The organism is Bacteroides sp. 519, from assembly GCF_010500955.1.
Lineage (GTDB): Bacteria > Bacteroidota > Bacteroidia > Bacteroidales > Bacteroidaceae > Bacteroides.
Window position 1 is genome coordinate 15,641 of the sequence record NZ_QVMJ01000012.1, and the last position, 22,749, is coordinate 38,389.

The 22,749-nt window shown below is 39.1% G+C and carries 29 protein-coding genes and 2 pseudogenes; 29 read left to right on the forward strand and 2 right to left on the reverse strand.

Going from position 1 to position 22,749, the window contains the following annotated elements; genetic code table 11:
- The first annotated feature begins 1 nt into the window (after position 1).
- The 19 genes and pseudogenes from D0T85_RS11770 to D0T85_RS11860 all read left to right on the forward strand — a co-directional run bounded on the left by D0T85_RS11770 (position 2) and on the right by D0T85_RS11860 (position 14,906).
- Positions 2-757 carry a hypothetical protein gene (locus D0T85_RS11770; RefSeq protein ID WP_129733325.1) on the forward strand — a complete coding sequence of 252 codons (756 nt, stop codon included), beginning with the start codon at positions 2-4 and terminating at the stop codon, positions 755-757.
- A 163-nt stretch (positions 758-920) separates the two neighbouring features.
- Positions 921-1,223 carry a DUF4134 domain-containing protein gene (locus tag D0T85_RS11775; protein WP_018075063.1) on the forward strand — a complete coding sequence of 101 codons (303 nt, stop codon included), beginning with the start codon at positions 921-923 and terminating at the stop codon, positions 1,221-1,223.
- 23 nt (positions 1,224-1,246) lie between these two features.
- Positions 1,247-1,579, forward strand: coding sequence for a DUF4133 domain-containing protein (locus tag D0T85_RS11780; protein WP_129733324.1), 333 nt, complete (start codon positions 1,247-1,249; stop codon positions 1,577-1,579).
- Positions 1,572-4,077: pseudogene (locus tag D0T85_RS11785) on the forward strand (TraG family conjugative transposon ATPase). The gene D0T85_RS11780 and the pseudogene D0T85_RS11785 overlap by 8 nt, the downstream one beginning before the upstream one ends.
- A 62-nt stretch (positions 4,078-4,139) precedes the next feature.
- The gene (locus D0T85_RS11790) at positions 4,140-4,385 is read left to right on the forward strand and encodes a DUF3876 domain-containing protein (protein ID WP_163213517.1); all 246 of its coding nucleotides are present in this window, start codon (positions 4,140-4,142) and stop codon (positions 4,383-4,385) included.
- A 37-nt stretch (positions 4,386-4,422) separates the two neighbouring features.
- Positions 4,423-5,043 (forward strand): DUF4141 domain-containing protein, encoded by a 621-nt coding sequence (locus D0T85_RS11795; protein WP_129733321.1) that lies wholly within the window; start codon positions 4,423-4,425, stop codon positions 5,041-5,043.
- A gap of 20 nt (positions 5,044-5,063) precedes the next feature.
- Positions 5,064-6,050, forward strand: coding sequence for a conjugative transposon protein TraJ (traJ, locus tag D0T85_RS11800; RefSeq protein WP_129733320.1), 987 nt, complete (start codon positions 5,064-5,066; stop codon positions 6,048-6,050).
- A 21-nt stretch (positions 6,051-6,071) separates the two neighbouring features.
- The gene (traK, locus tag D0T85_RS11805; RefSeq protein ID WP_129733319.1) at positions 6,072-6,695 is read left to right on the forward strand and encodes a conjugative transposon protein TraK; all 624 of its coding nucleotides are present in this window, start codon (positions 6,072-6,074) and stop codon (positions 6,693-6,695) included.
- A gap of 3 nt (positions 6,696-6,698) precedes the next feature.
- Positions 6,699-6,974: a TraL conjugative transposon family protein gene (locus tag D0T85_RS11810; protein WP_129733318.1), complete on the forward strand. Its 276-nt coding sequence runs from the start codon at positions 6,699-6,701 to the stop codon at positions 6,972-6,974.
- Entirely contained in the window at positions 6,967-8,322 is a 1,356-nt protein-coding gene (traM, locus tag D0T85_RS11815; RefSeq protein ID WP_129733317.1) for a conjugative transposon protein TraM, read from the forward strand. Before D0T85_RS11810 ends, traM begins: the two co-directional genes overlap by 8 nt.
- Positions 8,323-8,393: 71 nt before the next feature.
- The gene (gene traN, locus D0T85_RS11820; protein WP_129733316.1) at positions 8,394-9,356 is read left to right on the forward strand and encodes a conjugative transposon protein TraN; all 963 of its coding nucleotides are present in this window, start codon (positions 8,394-8,396) and stop codon (positions 9,354-9,356) included.
- Between the two features lie 2 nt (positions 9,357-9,358).
- Positions 9,359-9,943 carry a conjugal transfer protein TraO gene (locus tag D0T85_RS11825; RefSeq protein WP_129733315.1) on the forward strand — a complete coding sequence of 195 codons (585 nt, stop codon included), beginning with the start codon at positions 9,359-9,361 and terminating at the stop codon, positions 9,941-9,943.
- 13 nt (positions 9,944-9,956) lie between these two features.
- Positions 9,957-10,295 (forward strand): hypothetical protein, encoded by a 339-nt coding sequence (locus D0T85_RS11830; RefSeq protein WP_129733314.1) that lies wholly within the window; start codon positions 9,957-9,959, stop codon positions 10,293-10,295.
- 20 nt (positions 10,296-10,315) lie between these two features.
- A pseudogene (locus D0T85_RS11835) lies at positions 10,316-10,744 on the forward strand (DUF3872 domain-containing protein); the annotation flags it as partial.
- 185 nt (positions 10,745-10,929) lie between these two features.
- Positions 10,930-11,529, forward strand: coding sequence for a M23 family metallopeptidase (locus D0T85_RS11840; RefSeq protein WP_165359883.1), 600 nt, complete (start codon positions 10,930-10,932; stop codon positions 11,527-11,529).
- 2 nt (positions 11,530-11,531) lie between these two features.
- Positions 11,532-13,403: a DUF4116 domain-containing protein gene (locus tag D0T85_RS11845; RefSeq protein WP_129733312.1), complete on the forward strand. Its 1,872-nt coding sequence runs from the start codon at positions 11,532-11,534 to the stop codon at positions 13,401-13,403.
- Between the two features lie 11 nt (positions 13,404-13,414).
- Positions 13,415-13,858: a PH domain-containing protein gene (locus D0T85_RS11850; protein WP_129733311.1), complete on the forward strand. Its 444-nt coding sequence runs from the start codon at positions 13,415-13,417 to the stop codon at positions 13,856-13,858.
- Between the two features lie 350 nt (positions 13,859-14,208).
- The gene (locus D0T85_RS11855) at positions 14,209-14,571 is read left to right on the forward strand and encodes a hypothetical protein (protein WP_129733310.1); all 363 of its coding nucleotides are present in this window, start codon (positions 14,209-14,211) and stop codon (positions 14,569-14,571) included.
- Complete coding sequence (locus D0T85_RS11860) at positions 14,562-14,906, forward strand: hypothetical protein (protein WP_129733309.1); 345 nt, start codon at positions 14,562-14,564, stop codon at positions 14,904-14,906. Before D0T85_RS11855 ends, D0T85_RS11860 begins: the two co-directional genes overlap by 10 nt.
- A 44-nt stretch (positions 14,907-14,950) precedes the next feature.
- Here D0T85_RS11860 and D0T85_RS11865 read toward each other — a convergent pair whose 3' ends face one another.
- Complete coding sequence (locus D0T85_RS11865; protein WP_129733308.1) at positions 14,951-15,946, reverse strand: hypothetical protein; 996 nt, start codon at positions 15,944-15,946, stop codon at positions 14,951-14,953.
- Between the two features lie 113 nt (positions 15,947-16,059).
- Positions 16,060-16,392, reverse strand: a complete 333-nt coding sequence (locus tag D0T85_RS11870) for a hypothetical protein (protein ID WP_129733307.1) — start codon at positions 16,390-16,392, stop codon at positions 16,060-16,062.
- A gap of 438 nt (positions 16,393-16,830) precedes the next feature.
- Between D0T85_RS11870 and D0T85_RS11875 the strand changes: the two genes are divergently transcribed.
- The 10 genes from D0T85_RS11875 (at position 16,831) to arsD (ending at position 22,744) form a co-directional block, all read left to right on the forward strand.
- A complete protein-coding gene (locus D0T85_RS11875) occupies positions 16,831-17,844 on the forward strand; it encodes an IS110 family transposase (RefSeq protein WP_129733306.1) in 1,014 nt (337 codons plus the stop codon).
- Positions 17,845-17,911: 67 nt separating this feature from the next.
- Positions 17,912-18,244: a helix-turn-helix transcriptional regulator gene (locus D0T85_RS11880; RefSeq protein WP_129733305.1), complete on the forward strand. Its 333-nt coding sequence runs from the start codon at positions 17,912-17,914 to the stop codon at positions 18,242-18,244.
- A gap of 88 nt (positions 18,245-18,332) precedes the next feature.
- Positions 18,333-19,166, forward strand: a complete 834-nt coding sequence (gene arsM, locus D0T85_RS11885; RefSeq protein ID WP_129733304.1) for an arsenite methyltransferase — start codon at positions 18,333-18,335, stop codon at positions 19,164-19,166.
- Positions 19,167-19,178: 12 nt separating this feature from the next.
- Positions 19,179-19,613, forward strand: coding sequence for an arsenate reductase ArsC (locus D0T85_RS11890; protein ID WP_129733303.1), 435 nt, complete (start codon positions 19,179-19,181; stop codon positions 19,611-19,613).
- Positions 19,606-20,640, forward strand: a complete 1,035-nt coding sequence (arsB, locus tag D0T85_RS11895; protein ID WP_129733302.1) for an ACR3 family arsenite efflux transporter — start codon at positions 19,606-19,608, stop codon at positions 20,638-20,640. The genes D0T85_RS11890 and arsB overlap by 8 nt, the downstream gene beginning before the upstream one ends.
- Positions 20,641-20,670: 30 nt before the next feature.
- On the forward strand, positions 20,671-21,099 hold the full coding sequence (locus tag D0T85_RS11900; RefSeq protein ID WP_129733301.1) for a nitrophenyl compound nitroreductase subunit ArsF family protein: 429 nt from the start codon (positions 20,671-20,673) through the stop codon (positions 21,097-21,099).
- Entirely contained in the window at positions 21,099-21,797 is a 699-nt protein-coding gene (locus tag D0T85_RS11905; RefSeq protein WP_129733956.1) for an aromatic aminobenezylarsenical efflux permease ArsG family transporter, read from the forward strand. The genes D0T85_RS11900 and D0T85_RS11905 overlap by 1 nt, the downstream gene beginning before the upstream one ends.
- A gap of 28 nt (positions 21,798-21,825) precedes the next feature.
- Positions 21,826-22,059 (forward strand): thioredoxin family protein, encoded by a 234-nt coding sequence (locus tag D0T85_RS11910; RefSeq protein ID WP_129733300.1) that lies wholly within the window; start codon positions 21,826-21,828, stop codon positions 22,057-22,059.
- A gap of 11 nt (positions 22,060-22,070) precedes the next feature.
- Positions 22,071-22,292, forward strand: coding sequence for an ATP-binding protein (locus D0T85_RS11915; RefSeq protein WP_129733299.1), 222 nt, complete (start codon positions 22,071-22,073; stop codon positions 22,290-22,292).
- A gap of 122 nt (positions 22,293-22,414) precedes the next feature.
- Entirely contained in the window at positions 22,415-22,744 is a 330-nt protein-coding gene (gene arsD, locus D0T85_RS11920; RefSeq protein ID WP_129733298.1) for an arsenite efflux transporter metallochaperone ArsD, read from the forward strand.
- The last annotated feature ends 5 nt before the right edge of the window (positions 22,745-22,749 follow it).

The following is a 22,749-nucleotide window of genomic DNA, read 5'->3' on the forward strand; positions in this document are numbered from 1 at the left end:
GATGGAAAAGATATTTATAACCGTAGTTATCCTGTATGCCCTTTTTGTCGGAATTTATTTCTTGTGGGCAAGAGCAGGAAAAAGACGAAAAAAGAACATTATCGGTCAGGGTAGCTCCATTCATGAAGCAGGTCGTTTGAAGGAAAATATTGTCGGGAAAAGCACATTTGATTTAAGCGCATCGACGCCACTCGCTGCCAAATCGGAGCCACTCACTGCCACCTCGCTAAAATCTGAAAATCAGGCTGAAAATCCCGATATATTTGCTTCGCCTAACGAGGTAAAGCCATCAGCGGAAGTGCCGCCGGAGGAATTGGAAGAAGCGTTTTCCGACACTCCACCGGATGAAGAAAACGAGCCTATGGATATAGATTATCCGCTCGAATATGAAATGACGGACGAAAACGAAGATGCGCCGGAAGACGAAGAAGAAACGGAAGAAGTGGAAGGAACGGCACAAGCCGTACTCGCTTCAGGTATTCAGTTCGATGATCTGGGTAATGCAGTCCGCACTGTAAACCGGACGAATGAAGCAACGCCGGAGCAAAAACGAAAAGCGGGCGATACTTTACTGGAGATACGGCAGACTGATATGTTTGAACAGGTGGTTTCTGGTAAGCCCGATGCAAAGCGAATCGTTACCGACCTTATGGCTGAAAGCCTTTCGGCTTTTTATGAGCGGAAAGACAAGGAAGCCGGAACTGCCGGAAACGGCAAAAAGGCTCCCGACAATTTTAATATCAGAGATTTCGCATAGTGCGAAAAGTATTAATAATAATGTAAAACAAAGAAAGATGAAAGAAAGAGATTACGGATAGCTTTCGCGCTATCAACCACTAAAAAATTCAATAGTAACAAGATTTATCAACCCGGTATCGGGACTATCCACCCCGATACCATTTTTTAAACAATTTCTCATTATGACAAAGAAAAAATTTCTAATGTCGGCAGCTTTTATTCTGGCTGCTGTTTCAAGTGCATTCGCACAAGGTAACGGAATTGGCGGCATTACCGAGGCCACGAACATGGTAACGAGCTATTTCGATCCGGGGACAAAATTGATATACGCCATAGGTGCGGTCGTCGGTTTGATTGGGGGTGTAAAGGTGTACGGAAAATTCAGTTCCGGCGATCCCGATACATCGAAAACGGCCGCGTCGTGGTTCGGTGCCTGTATATTTCTTATAGTTGCCGCTACCATCCTGCGCTCCTTCTTCCTTTAATCAGCTTCATACAGATAAGAGTTATGGAGTTTAATATTAACAAAGGGATAGGCAAAAGCGTGGAGTTCAAAGGTTTAAAATCACAATACCTTTTCATATTTGCCGCAGGCTTGCTTGCCGTATTCATTGTCTTTGTCATTATGTATATGGCAGGCGTGGATCAGTGGGTGTGTATCGGCTTCGGTGTAATCGCTGCATCGGTATTGGTATGGATGACCTTTAACCTGAATACAAAATACGGGGAACATGGCTTAATGAAAGTCATGGCTGTAAAACAGCATCCCCGCTATTTGATAAACAGGAAAACTCCGCACCGCCTGTTCAAACGGAAAAGAAAGGAGGTAGGATATGCGTAATATAATGAAGGCATCTACCATTGAAAACAAGTTCCCGTTACTGGCTGTCGAACATGACTGCATCATTTCAAAGGATGCGGATATTACGGTCGCTTATTATGTGGAGCTGCCGGAATTGTTTACAGTAACCAATACGGAATATGAAGCGATACACTCGTCCTGGACGAAAGCAGTAAAAGTCCTTCCTGAATACAGTGTGGTGCATAAACAAGATTGGTTTGTGCGTGAAACCTACAAACCACAGACTGATAAGGATGATATGAGTTTCTTATCCCGCAGTTTTGAAAAGCACTTCAACGAACGTCCTTTCCTGAATCACTCATGTTTCCTGTTCCTGACTAAAACAACGAAAGAGCGAATGAGAATGCAAAGCAACTTCTCATCGCTTTGTCGTGGGAACATTATTCCTAAAGAAGTCAATAAGGATACGAGTGTGAAGTTTCTGGAAGCTGTCGGGCAATTTGAACGGATAATGAATGATAGCGGATTTATTACGCTTACCCGTATCAGTTCGGATGAGATTACAGGAACGGATGAAAAGGCAGGGCTTATTGAAAAGTATTTCGCCTTGTCGCTCGATGATACCACCTGCTTGCAGGATATGGAACTGGGTGCCGACGGACTTCGGGTAGGTAGTAAACATATTTGCCTGCATACGCTTTCGGATGCAGAAGATCTGCCCGGACGTATTGGAACGGATATGCGGTATGAAAAACTATCGACCGATAGAAGTGATTGCCGTTTGTCGTTCGCTTCTCCGGTAGGATTACTTCTCTCATGCGACCATATCTACAACCAGTATTTATTTATTGAGGATAGTGCGGAGAATCTTCGGAAGTTTGAAAAGAGTGCAAGGAATATGCAGTCGCTTTCAAAGTACAGTCGTGGAAATCAAATAAATAAGGAGTGGATCGACCAGTATCTAAACGAAGCGCATAGCTTCGGGCTGACTTCCATCAGGGCGCATTTCAACGTGATAGCGTGGAGTGATGATGTGGAAGAACTAAAACATATCCGCAATGACGTAGGTAGCCAGTTGGCTCTTATGGAATGTAAGCCCAGACACAATACTGTGGATGCCGCTACTTTGTACTGGGCAGGAATGCCGGGTAATAGTGGGGATTTTCCTGCGGAAGAAGCGTTCTATACATTTATCGAACCTGCCTTGTGCTTTTTCACGGAAGAAACAAACTACCGGAGTTCACCCAGTCCGTTCGGTATCAAAATGGCGGACAGGGTTTCAGGTAAGCCACTCCATGTGGATATTTCCGACTTGCCCATGAAAAAAGGAATTATTACAAATAGGAATAAATTCATTCTTGGGCCGTCGGGAAGTGGCAAAATCTTTCTTTACAAATCACATGGTGCGCCAATACTACGAACAGGGTACGCATATCGTTTTGGTGGACACAGGAAACTCTTATCAGGGATTATGCAACCTAATCAACAAGCGCACAGGTGGTCAGGATGGAGTATATTTTACTTACACGGAACAAAATCCGATTGCTTTCAATCCTTTTTACACGGATGATAATGTTTTCGATATTGAAAAGCGTGAGAGTATAAAAACGCTGATCCTTACCCTGTGGAAAAGGGATAATGAGCCGCCTTCACGGGCGGAAGAAGTTGCCCTCTCCAATGCAGTCAGCCAGTATATAGAAAAGTTGAAAACCGATAAAAAACTGATACCGTCTTTCAACACATTCTATGAGTTTGTCCGTGATGACTACAAAAAGGTACTGGAAGAAAAGAAAGTACGTGAAAAGGACTTCGATATAGCGAATTTCCTGAATGTACTGGAGCCGTACTATCGCGGGGGTGAATACGACTTCCTGTTGAACTCGGATAAGCAACTGGATTTATTATCTAAACGCTTCATTGTCTTTGAGATAGATGCGATAAAAGACCATAAAATCCTATTTCCCGTCGTAACGATCATAATCATGGAAGTGTTCATCAACAAAATGCGCCGTTTGCAGGGCATCCGTAAGATGATATTGATTGAAGAAGCATGGAAGGCAATCGCTAAAGAGGGTATGGCAGAGTACATTAAGTATCTTTTTAAGACTGTGAGGAAATTCTTCGGAGAGGCGATTGTCGTTACACAGGAGGTCGATGATATTATCGCTTCTCCTATTGTGAAAGAGAGTATTATCAACAATAGCGACTGTAAAATTTTGCTCGACCAAAGAAAATACATGAACAAATTTGACAGTATTCAGGCGTTGTTGGGATTGACCGAAAAGGAAAAATCGCAGGTACTCTCTATCAATATGTCCAATGTACCCAGTCGTAAATACAAGGAAGTCTGGTTTGGGTTAGGAGGTGTACAAAGTGCCGTATATGCCACAGAAGTAAGTCTGGAAGAATATTACACCTATACAACCGAAGAATCGGAGAAAATGGAAGTGATGCAACTGGCTGAAAAACTGGATGGAAATATGGAACTGGCGATTAAGCAGATTGCTGAAAGCAAGCGACAGGAGTACGGAGGATAGATGCCATGAAAAGAAAAAACAGTAAGCCGTTTGCGGCACCGCAACTTCATACCCATTTCCCGATGAGAGAGATATGCGGGACATGGGAAAGCCTTTGCGGTTCCCCCGGACTTAAAATATTCCATGACGGTAGTCGGTTCCGGTTGAAGTTTATTTACAAACAAAACACGGCGTTTACCGTCCCTTTGTGCCAGAGCTGGGGGATTACCTTTTTCTATTTCTACGGTATGATTCGCATTGCCTACGATGATGAGCGGGATATGCTTCTGCTTACTACCGAAGGCGAATACAAAAGGGTGTACGATTAAGGTACACAAAATCAATAATCATTAAAAAATAAAAAGTATGAAACGAATATTTATGTGCCTGATAGTGGCACTTTCTATGTTCTCATTTCAGGCGAAAGCGCAGTGGGTTGTAACCGATCCGACCAATCTTGTGCAAAATATCACAAGTGCGATACAAGGTACATCCACGGCAGGTAATATGATAAAAAACCTGCAAGAAAGTATCAAAATCTACAATCAGGGAAAGGAATACTACGACGCTTTGAAGTCTGTCCACAATCTGATTAAAGATGCCCGTAAGGTACAAAAGACGATTTCAATGGTCAGCGAAATTACGGACATCTACGTGAACGGATTTAATAAAATGGTGGGTGATCCCAATTTTACCCCGAATGAACTGGCGGCAATCTCAACAGGCTATGCCAAACTACTGGAGGAAGGGGGAGCGTTGGTAACGGATTTGAAAAACGTAGTTACCGGAAGCAACGGGCTTTCCCTGTCCGATAAAGAACGGATGGATGCGATAGATGACATTTATACTAAGATGTTGGACTATCGTAACCTGACTAAGTATTATACCCAAAAGAGTATATCGGTTTCGTATATCCGTGCCAAAGAAAAAGGCGATACGGACAGGGTATTATCTCTTTACGGTAGTCCTGCCGAAAGATATTGGTAATCAAACAAATGTAGTCAGTTATGAATTTTGACAACTTACATCAGATTCTTGCGAATCTGTACCAAGACATGATACCTCTTTGCAGCAACATGATTGGGGTTGCAAAGGGGTTGGCAGGATTGGGCGCACTCTTTTATGTAGCATACAGGGTATGGCAGGCGTTAAGCCGTGCGGAGCCTATTGATGTGTTTCCGCTTCTCCGTCCTTTTGCGATAGGGCTTTGTATAATGTTTTTCCCTACACTGGTTTTGGGAACTATCAATGCGGTTATGAGTCCCATTGTTACAGGTACTCATAGCATTTTGGAATCGCAGACAATGGATATGAAAGCCTATCAGCAACAGAAAGATAATCTGGAGTACGAAGCCCGTGTCCGTGAGGGTAAAGCGTGGCTTGTCGATGATAAAGTGTACGATCAAAAAATGAAAGACCTCGGTATTACCGATACGCCTGAAATTATCAGTATGTGGGGAGAACGCCTTTGGTATGATATCAAGGCATGGTTCCGGCAGGTAATCAGGGATTTCTTTGAACTGCTGTTCAATGCTTCCGCATTGGTCATTGATACGATACGCACATTTTTCCTTGTCGTGTTAGCCATACTGGGGCCTATTGCGTTTGCCTTTTCCATTTATGACGGGTTTCAGGCAACGCTCACCCAGTGGCTTACACGCTATATAAGCGTATATCTGTGGCTTCCTATTTCTGACATTTTTTCTTCCGTACTGGCACGCATACAGACTTTGATGCTTGAACAGGATATAGCCTTGTTGCAAGATCCGAACTATATTCCCGACGGCTCGAATGGTGTGTATATCGTATTCTTGATTATCGGAATTATCGGATACTTCACTATCCCGACCGTAGCCGGATGGATTATTCAATCAGGTGGAGCGGGTGCATACGGAAGCGCAGTAAACAAAACAGCAAGTAAAGCAGGTGGAATTGCCGGAGGCGTTGCGGGATCAGTAGCCGGAAACGTTGGCGGTCGTTTGCTTGGTAAATAACCAATAAATGTAATTAAAAACATGGAGTTCAAAAGTTTAAAAAATATTGAAACAAGTTTCAAGCAAATAAGGATTATCGCCATTGTGTTTGTGGTGCTGTGTGCAGGAATTACCGGATATGCAGTCTGGAACTCATTCAGCTTTGCGGAAGCACAACGGCAGAAAATCTATGTATTGGATGAAGGAAAATCGCTTATGTTGGCTCTTTCACAGGACTTATCTCAAAACCGTCCTGTTGAAGCAAGGGAGCATATCAAGCGATTTCACGAACTGTTCTTTACCTTATCACCGGATAAAAGCGCCATTGAATCAAACATCAACAGGGCACTCTTTCTGGTGGACAAAAGTGCTTTCCGCTATTATCAGGATATGTCGGAAAAAGGTTACTACAACCGCATTGTGTCGGGTAATATCAATCAGATTATTCAGATTGATTCTGTGGCATGTAATCTCGATGTTTATCCCTATAAGGTAATGACCTACGCCCGGCAAATGATTATCAGGGCAAGTAATGTAACGGAGCGAAGCCTTGTTACACGCTGCGACCTGATAAACTCTGTCAGAAGCGACAATAATCCTCATGGGTTCACTATGGAACGCTTTGAGATAATAGAAAACAGGGATTTAAGAACAATAGACCGATAAGCCATGATAAAGAAAAAACTTACAGCCGTAAGGGACTGGATGGAAGACGGTCTGCGGTCATTGTTAGGGCAGATAACGCCCGACGGACGGATTATTATAATCCTTGTAATGCTTTTCGTGTTTGGCGCAGGTTCCATCTACATGACGGTTTCTTCCATATATAATATGGGAAAGAAAAGCGGTCAGGAAATGCAGATAGACCATATCAAGCAACTGGAACTGGAGTATCAGCAGAAAGCAGATAGTATCAACCAAATAAACAGATTTGATTATGAGTAAGGAAAACGAAGGTAACGAACCGAAACCGGAAGTTACTGAAAAAAAGAAAGAGAGTAAGCCTAAAAAAGAGCTTACGCCGCAGGAGATTCAGAAGCGGAAAAAGATGCTTGTCTATCCCTTGTTTGTCTTGCTGTTCATCGGGGCTATGTGGCTCATCTTTGCGCCCTCCGGCGGAAAGGATGAAAAGCAACCCGACGGGTTTAACCCTGAACTACCCATCCCTAAAGACGAAGGTATTGTAGGGGATAAGCGGACAGCTTACGAACAGGAAGCCATGCGTAACAAAGAAGAAAATAAAAGGCGTAGTTTACAAGACTTTGCATTTTCGCTCGGTGAAGATGAAGACCGCAAAACGCAGGAAGATTACGAAAAACAGGTGCGCACGGCTCCTGTTACTCCCGATTCTCCCGATAACTCCCGTAGTGCGGCTTCTCCTATCCAATCTTCAGCCCATGCTTATCAGGATGTAAACCGCCAGTTAAACAGTTGGTATGAACAACCCGCAAGCGGAGCCGATGAACAGCAGCTTGCTTTGGATCGGCGTATGCAGGAATTGGAGCGTAAACTGGAAGAAGCCGAAGCTGCGAAAAGTGCGGAGGATAAACAACTGGAACTGATAGAAAAATCTTATCAGATTGCAGCCAAATACACGCCCAATGCACAGGGACAGGTAACGCCTGACGGACAGCAGCAACAAAATGGGGATAACACAATCAACCTGCGTGAGAAAGTAACCCCGAAGCCTGTGTCACAGGTACATCACAGTGTTGTTTCGCTTTTGGCAGCTCCAATGGATAATGACGAGTTTCTGGAGCAATACAGCAAGCCCCGTAACATGGGATTTATCACGGCTGCCGGACAGGAAGGCGTAAGGGAGAAAAACGGTATCAAGGCTTGTGTGTGCCAGACTATAAAACTTTCCGATGGGAAAGAAATGCAACTGCGTTTACTGGAGCCTATGAGAGCCGGAAATATTCTGATTCCTGCTAATACTATTCTGACAGGAAGTGCGAAGATTAGCGGGGAGCGGCTTCAGGTAACAATCATTTCTATACAGTATGCAGATAATGTGATACCTGTTGAAATGGATGTTTACGATTTAGACGGATTGCGGGGATTTTCGGCTCCGGGTTCGGATGAAATGAACGCAGCTAAAGAAATTGCAGCCAACATGGGTACGTCGATGGGCAGTAGCATTACCATAACAGACGACGCAGGTTCACAGCTTGCCGCCGATTTGGGGCGAAGCGCCATTCAGGGATTGTCGCAATACGTCAGTAAAAAAATGCGTAAAGTGGAAGTAACATTGAAAGCTAATCATCAGGTATTACTTCTTCCAAAGGTATAAAACAGGGCGTAAGCCTACCACTAAAAAAATCCAATAGTATTTAGTAATTAACAATTAAAACAATTTTTCGTATGAAACAAATTCTTTTTGCACTCGCTATTATCGGGTGCGTATTCACAGCGAACGCTCAGGATGTTGAAAAACAGAGCGTAGAAAAACAGCAAACAGCAAATATTTCTCCCTCTACCGGAGATTATTTTGACGGTCTGACCAGACCGCTAACCTTTAACCGGATGATACCACCGTACGCACTGGAGGTTACATTCTCAAAGACAGTGCATATCATTTTCCCGTCTGCTATAAGATATGTCGATTTGGGTTCTGCCGACCTGTTGGCAGCCAAAGCTGCTGGAGCGGAAAACGTATTGCGTGTAAAAGCTGCTCTCCGGGACTTCTCTCGTGAAAGCAATTTGGCGGTCATTACCGACGATGGCGCATACTATACCTTTAATGTTAAATATGCCGATGAACCGGTGAAATTGAGTGTCGAAATGACCGACTTTATCCATGATGGAGAAGCCGTGAACAGACCAAATAACGCTATGGAGATTTACATGAGGGAATTGGGTAGCGAATCGCCGTTACTGGTTAAACTGATAATGAAATCTATCTATAAAAATGATGACAGGGAAATAAAGCACATCGGTTCCAAACGTTTCGGTATTCAGTACACACTCAAAGGAATTTACACGCATAACGGATTGCTTTATTTCCACATGCAACTCAAAAACTCATCCAATGTGCCGTTTGATGTAGATTTTATCACTTTCAAGATTGTAGATAAAAAACTGGCGAAACGTACAGCCATTCAGGAACAGGTAATTGTACCACTCCGGGCGCATAATAACCTGACATTGATAGGTGGAAAACGGACAGAACGTGTGATTTTCACTTTGCCGAAGTTTACGATACCGGATGATAAGCACCTTATCATCGAACTGAACGAAAAAGAGGGCGGACGGCATCAAAGTTTTGTTGTCGAAAATGCCGACCTGATAAGGGCGAAAGTTATCAACGAATTGAAAGTTAAATAACCATGAAACGGCTATTACTTATACTAACGTTTGTGCTGTGCCTGGTCTTTGCAGACCAAGCACACGCACAGCGTTGTTTGCCCGGTATGCAAGGCATACAGGTAACTGGTGGAATGGTAGATGGATTCCATTTGTCAGACAAAAAGAATGAACTGGGCTATTATTTCGGGTTGTCGATGGCCACCTATACCAAACATGCAAATAAGTGGGTATTCGGTGCCGAGTTCCTGAATAAATATTACCCTTATAAAGATGACAGAATACCTGTCAGCCAGTTCACTGGAGAGGGTGGTTATTACCTGAAATTTCTTTCCGACCATAATAAAGTAGTCCTTTTTTCTTTGGGCGGATCTGCTCTTGCCGGATATGAAACAAGCAACTGGGGAGAAAAAACACTTTTTGACGGTTCCACACTCCGGAATAAAGACCGGTTCATTTATGGGGGTGCTATTACGTTGGAAATGGAAACCTATTTATCAGACCGTGTTGTATTGCTCCTGACTGCCCGTGAACGGATATTGTGGGGAACATCAACAGGGCATTTTCATTTCCAGTACGGATTAGGGTTAAAATTTATAATAAACTAAACTTTGAGAAGAAATGATAGCAACAACATCAGATAACCTCTTAGAATTTTTAAGATTCTGGAATAATGAACATTTATCGCAGGATGATACTGTCCCTGTGAATATGTATAATATGTCTGCTTTGTCAGCGGGGGTTGGTTTCACATTAAAATGGTTTATTTCAAAAGACGATTTTGAAAAAATAGCGAAGGAAGTAAACTACGTTTTTAATGACAGTGATAAAACTCGTATGCTCCTTAATATTGGAGAAGATAGAATAGAACTGGAAATAGACAAGTATAATATTATTGCTGATTTCAAGGAAGAGGTTAGAGGTATTGATGCTGTCTTTGATAAAATGACAAAACAATAAATATTTTAAAATAAAAAAACATGAAAAAGTTTTTAGCATATTTTTTATACACGCTATTGCTATCGGCAATAGTCTGTGCCTGTAGTGACGATTTGGATATTCAGCAGGCTTATTCATTTGATCTTGTTACTATGCCCGTCCAGAAAAAAATCGTTCAGGGCGAGAGTGCGGAGATTCGATGCCAACTGGTAAAGGAAGGTGACTATGATAACGCCCGGTTCTTTATCAGGTATTTTCAAAGTGATGGAAAAGGAGAACTGCGGATGGATGACGGAACGGTATTTCTACCGAATGACCTATATCCGTTGAATAAAACGACATTCCGGCTCTATTATACATCACACAGTACGGATCAGCAGGTTATCGACGTATATATCGAAGATTCATTCGGTCAGGTCGTGCAAAAAACATTTAGTTGGCAGAATGACAAGGGGGATGATGAAGAAGATGATGATTTACTAAAAGTATCAGTCCATGATTATATGCAGCTATATCGTGTTAAACGTCCTCTGCTGGCTATGGATAGCCCATTCGTTGAATAATGCACCGACAGACGTAGATCTGTGGGGTGAGGAAGTTGAATAAGTAAAGTACCCGGATTATTTCGGGTACTTACTGTTTTTACAGATTGATTATGAAATACCTACTAATATTCGTCACCGTTTTGCTGCATTTGCCTTTATGGGGGCAGCCGTTTGATTCTCTAAACAGAAAATCGGAAATAGAAGACTGTACGAAATCTGCCTATTCTATAAATGAGTTCCAACAGATAGCGGATTCTTTGCAAATGTCTATTGATGAGTTATCCGACTATCCTGTGATTTTTCCAATAAAAAAACCGCTATATATTTCATCGGGCTTTGGTAGGCGTTATCATCCTGTTTATAAAATACAAAAATTTCATACCGGGATTGATATTCCTAAAATCAAAGGTACCCCAGTCTATGCCACTGGTAACGGGATAGTAGTTCGCAAGGGTTTTTGTTCGGGATATGGGAACTACATTGAGATTGAACACGCAGGCGGTTTCCATTCATTTTATGCCCATTTGAGTAAGACGATGGTAAATGCAGGGGATTCGGTAAGTATAACCCAACAGATTGCCTGTGTAGGCAATACAGGAGTATCGACAGGTAGCCATCTGCATTACGAAGTAAGAAAAGGTAAGCGCTATCTGAATCCCCAAAAATGGTGTTATTGCCTTTTTGAAATTATAACAACGAAAAATAAATAAAAATGAATCCACAAGAAAAACAAGATGCTGAATTTGTCAGTAAGGATAAAGACAGATTTATGACACTACCCGGAGATAGACGAACTGAAAGTGTTTCTCTGGCTGCCATTGAAGTTGATCCCGATAATATAAGGTATGTGCCTGAAAATATTCTGAATGAAAAACTTATGAAAAAGGCACTTCAAGGTGATGGTTTAACATTGGAGTACATACCTGATAATATGAAAACATCCGATCTATGTAATGTTGCTGTGGAGAATAGCGGCTGGGCATTACAGTTTGTTCCTGAAGAAATGAAAACAGAACAAATGTGCCGAAGAGCCCTTCATTCCGCTTATGATATTACGGGAGAGGGTATCGAAGTGTTAGCTTTCATCCCTTATCCAGACGTTTGTATGCATGGGATAAAGCTATATGAAAATTCTATGGTTAATATGATGGATATATACGGCTTCATCAATCCGCAAATTATGACTGCGGAGATGGCCATGTATGGTGTTAAGGATGAACCGGGAGTATTAGGCTTTATTCCGGAACATCTTCATTCTTATGAGTTAAGAATGGAGGCTGTTAAAGGTGATGGTATGCGGCTATATAATATTCCTGACAAAGATAAAACGATGGAATTATGCGAGGCTGCAATTAATTCGACCTTTCATAGCCTGAGATATGTTCCCGATGAAATGAAAACTACGGAACTATGTAATCAGGCTTTAAAGAAAGACGCTTTTGCAATACAGTATTTCCCTGCGGATAAACTAACACATGAAGTTTGTCTGGAAGCGGTAAATACAGCCAGTCATCCCCGTATATTGTCATTTATACCGTTTGAGGATATTCATCTAAAGGTTTTCAATGAACAATGCAAAGATTACTCCACTACGAAAGAATTTTTGGAGAATATGAAGCCTGATTATATAAAACAGGATTTGGCATATAAAATTTTTGAGAAACAACCAGAGTTGTTTTACAATATCCCCATCCAATTTAAGGATAAACAATTATGCGAAGCTGCTGTAAAACGTGACGGATCATACTTGGCACATATTCCAGAAAGCCAAAAAACAAAAGAATTATGTGAGTTAGCTATAAAAAGCAGTCCTTATGCCATTCCGTATATTTTGGATGAAATGAAAGGGGAAGAACAATATCGAAAAATGGTAAAAGATAATCCGAAAAACTTAATAGGTATTCCTTATGAAGACCGAACCGATGAATTGTGTCGGATTGCTTTGGACAATACTTTCGGGAAAGATAAAAACGATTTCTCTGTTGTTAATTCTGTTACATCATCTCAAATGTTGCTGGAAGTATTTAAAGCTCATACTAATCCCGAAAAAGTGGATTTGTTGTTACATATTGTTAGTCATGATTTAATCACACCGGAAATAGCAAAAGATGCTTTACAAAAGAGCGGTAGAAGTTTTCACGTTATACCGCAAAAGGCTTGGACACCCGAAGTTGCTGAAACAGCCGTTAAGAGTGATCCCAGTTCATTAGGTTGGGTTCCTTCTAATATGAGGACTGCTGATATGATTTTATTTACTAAAAAAGCTATTGAGGGATATAACATCAATATTCCAGAAGAGATTAGCAAGGGCGATAACATTTATACATTCCACAAAAGAGTGGAAAATATAATAAATAAGCCCTTATCATACGATCAGCATAAGCAGCTATATAATGGAGAATCTATTAGAGTTAAGGATATACAAACATCTAATGGTTTTGTGAAAATTGGAGAATTAAGGTATGATGCAAAGAGCAAAAACCTAAATGTCAAATCTGTGGAACAAACTACCGCAGAAAAACAAAAAAACTCTATCCAAATCAATAAAAAGCCAGACCGAAAAGGGAAAGGGCGGAAAATCTAAAAAACAAAAATATGAACTTTTTATCTACATATTTACAGCCCGGAGAAGAAATAAAATACAGGGCAAAAATACATATATTTCTTTTTCTCCAACCCGCTATATTGTTGGGTATTGGCTATATGTGTTATCTTGATGATGCCCGGATGACACGCTATTTAGGTGTAACATTGCTGTTCTTGGGGTTGGTTTCCCTTGTACAGCGTGTTTTGATAAAGGTTGGTTCGATTTATGCCGTTACTAATAAACGAGTAATTTTGAAAACGGGTGTAATAAGCCGCAGAACGGTCGAACTTGTCCTGGCTAAATGCGAAGGATTGCATGTAAGCCAGAACGTGTTGGGACGTATATTTAATTTTGGAACTATTACAGTAACGACTGGCGGTGCTATCAGTAGCTATCCTTTTATCGCTCGTCCGTTTACATTCAAGCGAGAAATCAACAAGCAAATAGGATAGTTTACAGTGGCGTGCTATTGATTTATGTTTTCAAAATCAGTAATATTCCATTGTTTTTGTGTATTTTTGCACACAGGATCATTTATAACGATGCCAGTCATCGGATGGTTCTTACATAGGAAATAGCAGCATTATAGTGAGGTTTTGAAAACCGCCAAATATTTTAGAACTCACTCACATGGTAATGGATGTTAGCTTCCGTCAGTCTGTATATATGTTACTCGCATATACCGGCAAGGGCGTGAGGTTATTATCTATTGAGTGAGTGGGTGCTTGGCGGTACCTCAAAGCCGATATTTAGTAATTCTTGCGCCTGTTTTTTGGTACTAACATAATATTACAGAGAGATCATGAATTTTGCACAAAAAGCCATTTCTAAACTTTACCTTAAAAGGCAATCACCTGTAAATAAGTTTACTGTTTGTGATAAAATCCGTCCTATACTGGTATTACACAGAATTTCGATTAAAGAATCACTATTTATTTTTCCTGACTATGAGTATGTCTATGAAGCAATGAAAGGGAAAAAAGAATTAGTCAGTACACGGGATTGTATTCGATTTGAAGACATAGTACATCTGGACGAAACAGAGGTTTATGTGGAGATTGTAACCCGCACGGGCTTTGTTCATTTGTTATCTAAGGAAAAGCCGGAGAGAACCTATTTTAATATGTTTTCAGTTACCCATAATAAACCCCGTTTATGGAAATAAAGACAATCTATACTAAAGTAAAAGACTATATTGAGTATAAGAAATTTGTGTTTGAGGATTTGCGGGCTATGGGCTACATTTCAAAAGGGGAGATACTTTTCGTTTCTGTATTTATCCTGTTCGTGGTAGGCTTTACAACTTGGTGGATAATTGATAGTCGGCAAATGGAAAAGGAATACCAAAGGAAGGTGCAGGAATTAGACAGACATTACAGAGAGAAACAAAAGGAACTGAAGATTGACAGGCATTCATTGGACAAGATGCCTCACGAATTTGATTCTCTGGAGGATTGGATCAGGTGGGAAATGGAAAATGATTTTGACAGACCTCGATAAAACAAAAGAAGCATTAAATTTAACTTTAATGCTTCTTTTGTTTTTTATTTCACGGTATATTTTAGAGTTGATTTCTTCATCATTTGCTCTGTTGAAAGTTGTTCCGTTATCTGATCTATTGCTTGTTCTACATTTATGTCCTCCTGTAACTGCTTTTCCGATATATCCCTAATTTTTTCTGCAAAATTGGGGGGAATACTTATTGTTCTTATTCCCTGCATGATTCCGGTTCCGGCATCCACAAGAAACATTGTTATTATATTTGCTTCTGAATTTAACCAATCGTCTTGTTTTTCCTCTGGAATTTTAGTTACATCAATACTCACTTCAAAAGAAAAACCCATGTCAAAAATCAGAAATGGAATGTTAGAGTTTTCATATAAGTAAACATCTAATTTCCCCTTTCGGAATAGTCTTATTTCTTCTGTCGTTGGTTCATGGAAACTGCAAAAAACATCAAAAAATGCTGTATTAATAATAGCAGCAGTTGTTTCTATTTGATTCAAATATCTTTCATCAGGGAATCTCTTACCCACCTCGTATTTTATTTTTTCTTTTGATGTAGTGTCAGCAGAATGTGTGTTATTTGTTTTTTTTCGGTAATCGTTGAGATATAAGGAATAATATATGTATAGTTCCACTTCGCCCATTATCATTTCTTCTTCTCCGCTTGTAAGCGAAGCGGAAGGATAGCAAGGAACTGTATATATAAAAGAGCTTTCTTTGGGGGTAGTAGTCAATTTCTCAAATCCTCTTTTCTCTATAAAATTATCAACCAGTTCCAATACCATAGATGCGTCTTTTGCTTCAAAACAGCAAAAGTTCATATACAAAGGGATATTATTTTTTTCAAAGTTAAAAATAGCAACGTTGCTGGCTATGGTAGTAACGACTTCCAAATTAGTTAAAGGAAATTTCAATTTGCTCTTTTCCTTATTAATGTCCTCAAAGGGTTTGAGTAAATTTATTGTTTCCTCTGTAATATCATCAGTATCTCTAACAAGTGTAGAGCCTTTATATGTTATATGTTCAACCTTCATGCTTATCGCTTTTTATGCAAAAGTAGAGAATTTATATATATCATAGATGATTTCATTTAACTTTTTAAATATCTGTTAATCTACAATTTACTTTCCATAGTGGAATTTGTAGATTATTCTATGTATTTATTTTCGCTACTATCGGTTTGTTCTCGTAAAGCACGCTTTTTAGCTTTCTCTTTTTTCTTCTTTTCTTTTTTTGCTTTGTCATCTGCGATAATGTCATTCAGAGAGCGAACAGTAACAGGTTCTTCCCGTTTAAACCGTTTGATATATATATCTTCGATAAACTGGGGTAACGGAACTTTCCATGTTTCCTGTTTATGGTTATCTATTTTACCTAATTTATCGGGATTTAGTCCCAACTCACGAGCCATCTGGACGTGCTTATCTGACAATTTATGTTTTTTTTGGGCAACTACCCATTTTTCTATTTTTACAGGCATATTATTGAGATTTCAAGACAAAAATACCTATTTGTTCAAATGTATGAAAACAAATAGGTTTAAAAGGCTTTTTGTTACTTTTTCTTCCGTTAGATTACTTTTACTCATGGAAAAACCTTAGGTTTGCATTGTAATTATTTTATAAACTATAATGAGTGAACCGTATGGAAAAAGAGAAATGTAAAGTCTATGTTACTATTTGGGACTCATTTTATTCATTTAATTTCAAGAATATTTAATGATTTACGTTATGAATTAAGAAGAAAGGAAAATAACAAGTAAATCAGCATGGAAAATAGGAATAACTTATGTTACTATAACGAACTTGTTATTTGTCTTGGATTAGACCTATATAAGAATTTTATCTGAAAGATATTTAAGGTTTTTAGGATATATTCAAATGCCTTTCCAAATTATAAATCATTAAATCACTTTATTATGGGAAACTATTATTTTATTGGAATTGATGTGAGTAAAAAGAACTTGGATTGTTGCCTCCTGAGTAATGGTGTGGTGGTGAAACAAGATGTTATTTCAAATCATCAAAAGAGTATCGAGGACTACTTATCTGTAATTTGTGCAGAACAAAATATAGATGCAGAACAAATAGTAGTATGTGCTGAATTTACAGGATTATATATTTATCCTTTAACAATCTCTTGTCAAGCCGGAAACTATAAACTTTGGTTAGAAGATCCTACTCAAATAAAATACAGTTCAGGGTTGCAACGAGGAAAAAATGATCCCGTAGATGCAAAGCGTATTGCTTTATATGCCTATCGTTATATAGATAAACTTAAAATATATAACCACCCAACTATAAGTGTTGAATCAATAAAGCTATTAACAACAGAATTAAATATGCTATGTGTTGATAGAGCTAAATACCAAGCTCAATTATCAGATCAAAAAGAATATATGCCTGATAGAGTCTATAAATTGAAGTCAAAGAGATTATCTCTGCTTATTAAAGAATTAGATAAAGCAATAGCTAATATTGAAGCGGAGATTGAGGATATTGTAGCAAAGGATGCTTTATTATCTCATCAGATGAAATTATTATTGAGCATTGAAGGAATAGGTAAAAAAACTTCTTTAAAAATGATACTGGAAACACAAGGCTTTACACGATTTACAGATAGTCGTAAATTCTGTTGCCATGCGGGTGTTGCTCCATTCAGTTATTCATCAGGAAGTAGTCAGCATTCTAAAAATCGGGTTTCCCATAGAGCAAATAAAAGTATAAAATCTTTACTCCATTTAGCAGCCTTATCTGCTATTCAAAATAAGAATAGTGGATTAAGGGTATATTACGATAGAAAAGTTGCTGAGGGCAAAAATAAAATGTCAGTACTAAATGCTATCAGAGCCAAACTCGTAGCCCGCATGTTTGCCGTAATAAAGAATAATGAACTATACAACTCAAATTATACTAATCAGTTTGTTGTCTGAAAAAACTGTTCGTATATTTGCGAATTAAAAAACTATTCGTATATTTGCGAACTATAAAATGAAGAAGATGGAAAAAGTGAAGAAAAGATATACGGTTGAGCAGGTGCAAATGGCACGTTTCGCCAAAGCCCTTTCGCATCCTGTACGGATTGCTATTCTGCAATTGTTAGCAAGTCAAGAATGTTGTTATCATGGAGATATGTCTGAAGTGTTACCAGTAGCGAAAAGCACTTTATCGCAACATTTGAATGAATTAAAAGATGCCGGTTTGATACAAGGTGAAATTACATTGCCATCTGTTAAGTATTGCATTAATCAGAAAAACTGGTCTTTAGCGAAAAGATTATTTGAAGCTTTATTGACTGAAGTAGAAATATCAGACAATTGTTGTAATACATAATTTTTTATCTTTAAAGTTCGTATGTTTGCGAACCTACAGACAATTCGCTTTAAAGCGAATTGAATTTTTGATAAACTTATTATTATATATGGAAAATAAAGAAATTAAAGAAATGGTAAAGCAAAAATACAGCGCACTTGCTTTACAAAATGATAACCAGTCGTCTTGTTGTGGCTCTGGATGCTGTTCCTCTGATAATGTGTATAACATTATGAATGAGGATTACAGTCAGCTTGACGGCTATGAAGCAGATGCTGATTTAGGTCTGGGATGTGGACTTCCTACAGCTTTTGCCGGATTAAAAAAAGGCGATTTTGTTGTGGATTTAGGTTCCGGGGCAGGAAATGATTGTTTTGTAGCCCGCGCTGAAGTCGGAGAAACAGGGAAAATCATCGGTATTGATTTTACAGATGCTATGATAGAAAAGGCAAGAAATAACGCACAAAAGAGAGGTTTTACAAATGTCACTTTCCGCAAAGGTGAAATAGAAGATATGCCTATTGGTGGTAATTCCGTTGACGTTGTAATAAGTAACTGCGTATTAAACCTATTACCAACCAAAGATAAAATCTTCCATGAAATTTTCAGGGTTTTAAAACCCGGTGGGCATTTCTGCATCTCGGATGTGGTTTTAGAAGGTGAATTACCTGAATCCATCAAACAAGTAGCAGAATTATACGCCGGATGCATTGCAGGAGCAATTCCTAAAGAACAATATATGGTTAAGATTTTCAGTGCAGGTTTTTTACAGGTGAAAATACAAAGGGAAAAACCTATCGTTGTCCCTGATGATATCCTAAAAGAGCATCTTGATGAAAAATCATTCCATGAATACAAGGAGAATAATTCAAAGATATTCTCTATTACAGTAACAGGTGTAAAACCTGAAAGTGCTTGCGATTGTAGTTCCGGATGCTGTTAATAATGTTTTGATATGAATGCACAAAAAGTTTTAATTCTTTGTACAGGCAATAGTTGCCGTAGCCAAATGGCACATGGCTTCCTGCAATCTTTCGACCCTGCATTAAAAGTATTCTCTGCAGGGACAAATGCAAGCGGAAAGGTTAATCCCAAAGCCATAGAAGTAATGAAAGAAGCCGGAGTAGATATATCCAGCCATACTTCCGATAGTGTAGATAAGTATCTGAATGAAGAATGGGATTATGTCATTACGGTTTGTGGTGGGGCAAATGAAAACTGTCCTACTTTTTTCGGTAAAGTGAAAAACCGTTTGCACATAGGATTTGAAGATCCGTCAGAAGCAAAAGGGTCACCAGAATTTATCCATTCGGAATATATCCGGGTACGGGATGAAATAAAAGAAGCATTTTATAAATTATACATAGAAAAAATAAAAGGCAATGAGTAAGAAGAAAATGAGTTTTTTAGATAAGAATCTCACTCTTTGGATATTCCTGGCAATGGCTATCGGGGTTGGGCTGGGTTACTTTTTCCCATCTTTCAGCACTACAATAGATTCATTATCCAGTGGAACTACAAACATCCCTTTAGCCATCGGTTTAATCTTAATGATGTATCCGCCATTGGCAAAAGTCGATTATAAACAATTACCGAAGGTTTTTAAGGACGTAAAAATATTATCAGTTTCGTTAATCCTGAATTGGATTATCGGGCCGATATTAATGTTTGTACTTGCCATCATCTTCTTACACGATTACCCTGAATACATGGTAGGTGTAATCCTTATCGGATTAGCGAGATGTATAGCAATGGTGCTTGTGTGGAATGACCTTGCGGAAGGAAATACGGAATACGGTGCAGGTTTAGTAGCCCTGAACAGTATCTTTCAGGTATTCTTTTACAGTTTCTATGCTTGGTTGTTTATTACGAAACTTCCTCCCCTTTTCGGGTTTGAAGGGGCTATCGTTGATATTTCCATCGGTACGATTGCCGAAACGGTTGCTATATATTTAGGTATTCCTTTCTTAATGGGAATATTGAGCCGACTTATATTAGTGAAATTGAAAGGAGAACAATGGTATAAGGAAAAGTTTATCCCGAAAATATCCCCGATAACCTTAATTGCACTGTTATTTACAATCGTTCTTATGTTCAGCCTGAAAGGTGAATTGATTGTACAAATACCAATGGATGTGGTTCGGATAGCCATACCGTTGCTTATCTACTTTGTCGTGATGTTCCTGCTTAGTTTCTTCGCAGGTAAGTTTATGGGGGCTTCTTATGATAAAAATGCTTCTATTGCTTTCACTGCAACCGGAAACAACTTTGAACTGGCTATCGCAGTGGCAATCGGCGTATTCGGATTACATAGCGGACAAGCCTTTGCCGGAGTAGTCGGGCCATTGGTCGAAGTCCCGGTATTAATCCTGTTAGTGAACTTGGCTTTTTGGCTTCGGAAGAAATATTATAAATAAACATAGTACAAACTAATAAAAACACATTGTATGAAAAAAAGTATTTTAATCGGGCTTTTTGCCATATTGCTGGTAGCCTGTGGTGGTAATGCACAAAAAAACAACGGACAAGCCACTGAAACGCAAGCTAAAGAGCAAGTAGCGGATGCTTCTGTGGTGAACGTTTACTATTTCCACGGTAAACAACGCTGTAAAACCTGTATTGCGGTAGGCGATGTAACAGAGAAGACAATAAAAGAACTTTATGCAGACAATCCACACGTGAAATTCATTGAAGTAAAAACCGATGAAAAACAAAATGCTTCACTCGTAGAAAAATATGAAGTAACATGGAATGCCCTTATTATTGCCAAAGGGGATAATTCCATAGATATTACCGACAAGGCATTTGCCAACGCTTTGAATACTCCCGAAAACCTCACTGACCTGATCAAAACCGAAGTCAATAAAAGATTATGATGGAGTTTTTACAGAATCTTGTGGATGGCTCTAACTTTCCATTACTAACGGCGTTTCTTTTGGGCTTAATGACTGCAATCAGTCCTTGCCCATTGGCAACCAACATTACAGCTACCGCTTATCTTAGTAAAGATATAGGCGATAAGCGAAGAGTAATGTTTAATGGCGTATTCTATACACTCGGCAGAATGTTTACCTATACGGCACTTGGTTTGATTTTCTATTTTGGAGCAAGTCAGTTTCAGGTAGCTAAACTTTTGCAGAATGTTGGGGGAATGTGGCTTGGGATAGCATTAGTCATTATCGGGATATTCATGTTGGACATTATTAAAATAAAGGTTCCGGGAATGAATAAGCTAACCTCAAAAATAGAAAACAAGAAAGGAAAGAAAACCTACCTCGACGCTTTCCTGCTCGGTTTGCTGTTTGCATTGGCTTTTTGCCCTTATAGCGGTGTATTGTACTTTGGTGGATTAATCCCGATGACTATTGCCAGCCCGTCAGGGTTATTACTTCCCCCTGTATTTGCCATAGCTACCGGGTTGCCTGTAATTATCATTGCATGGCTGTTGGCATACAGTGTTAGCAACGTAGGCAAATTCTACAATAAGATGAGTGTCTTCCAGAAATGGTTTAAATGGATTGTCGCTGCCGTTTTTATAATAGTGGGTATTTACTACATAATTACAAGCATTTAATTAGAAATAACAATATAAGATAAATAATATGGAGATTATTGTATTAGGTACAGGTTGTGCCAAATGTAAAACAACCTATGAATCTGTCCGGAAAGTGTTGGCAGATAATAACATTGCTGCCGATTTGAAGAAGGAAGAAAATATACTTGAAATTATGAAGTATAACATTATGTCTTTACCTGCGGTTGTTGTTGATGGAGAAGTAAAGTTGAAAGGGTATGTTCCGAGTGAAGAAGAAATAAAGAAATCCCTGAATCTATAAAACATCACATTATGAGCAGCACATGGTATCCGATTATTGATTCGGAAAAATGTACAGGATGTTCCGCTTGCTTTGAAAAATGCAAGAAAGGAGTTTATGCGATAGAAAATGAGAAACCAGTAGTTGTATATCCTGATGGATGTGTAACTGGTTGTCATGGTTGCGAACCTCTTTGCCCTACTGCTGCAATCAGTTACTTTGGTGATGCAGCAACAATGGATTACTGTAATTGATAGAATTGTACGCATTGAATAGATGCTGTTTTGAATCAGATAGCGTCTATTTTTTTAACCAAATAGTTCGCTACATTACGAACATTGAATAAATAGAATTAATAACAAATAAAATATTAAAAATGAAAACAATTAAAATTTATGACCCTGCATTATGCTGTCCTACCGGATTGTGCGGAGTGAATATCGACCCTGAGTTGATGCGTATAGCAGTTGTGGTTGAAACATTGAAACAAAAAGGAATTATAGTTGAACGTTTTAACTTGCGAGACCATCCTCAGGTATATGTAACCACGAAGGTTGTCAATGATTGCCTTATGGCAGAAGGAGCAGACGTATTTCCTCTAATCACAGTTGATGGTGAAATTGCTATAAAAAAGGCGTATCCATCAAATAAGCAGATTGCAGAATGGCTCGATATTTCAGAAGATGAACTAACAATAAAAAAATAACCCAC